Origin of the sequence: Cupriavidus consociatus (assembly GCF_017814975.1) — a bacterium.
Lineage (GTDB): Bacteria > Pseudomonadota > Gammaproteobacteria > Burkholderiales > Burkholderiaceae > Cupriavidus > Cupriavidus consociatus.
This window is the reverse complement of record NZ_JAGIQA010000158.1, coordinates 1-670: the sequence shown is the minus strand read 5'-3', so window position 1 is coordinate 670 and position 670 is coordinate 1. Positions and strand designations below refer to the sequence as shown.

The window sequence follows — 670 nt, the reverse complement described above, 5'->3', positions numbered from 1 at the left end:
ACTACGCCCAAGCCAAGTTGGATACCAAACGCGAAGCCTTGCAGCGCCTGCAACCGCATTCAAAGAGCGACAGGCCATCCTCCATTGCATTCAACCGGGCAGGCTGAATACCATGAATGGAGCCACTCAGGCGGACATTTCAACTTTGCTAGAAGCGGGCGCGGACGAAAACTTGGACTACTTGGAGGTAGTTCATGTATTCGTACGAGGATCGCATCAGGGCGGTCAAGTTATATTTTAAGTACGGCGGGAAGACGGCAACGGTCGTTCGCGAGTTGGGTTATCCGTCGGGTAAGAACCTGAAGCGGTGGGTCCACATCTACCAGGCGTTGGGCGACTTGCCCAAGTGCCGCCATCCCAAGCCGAGATATACGCTGGAGCAAAAGCGCGCGGCGGTGGATTACTACTTCGGTCATGGCTGCTCTCTGGCTAACACCCGCAGGGCCCTCGGGTATCCGAGTAGCGAAGTGCTTGGCTACTGGATTGAAGAGCTGCGCCCCGGTTCGCGCCGCATGGTCACGAGCACAAACACCAGTGGACCGTTTGCGCCCGACCAGAAACGTCAGGCGGTCACTGACCTTTGCGCCCGCCAGGGCTCCGCGCAGGATGTAGCGAAAAAGGTTGGAGTAAGCAGACCGATGCTGTACAAGTGGAAAGATCAACTGCTCGG

General features: G+C 57.2%; 1 protein-coding gene. It reads left to right on the top strand.

From position 1 onward, the window contains the following. Window positions 1-194: 194 nt before the first annotated feature. Window positions 195-670 (top strand): transposase (locus J8I82_RS37890; RefSeq protein WP_209765765.1); only part of this gene is annotated, 476 nt, incomplete at its 3' end.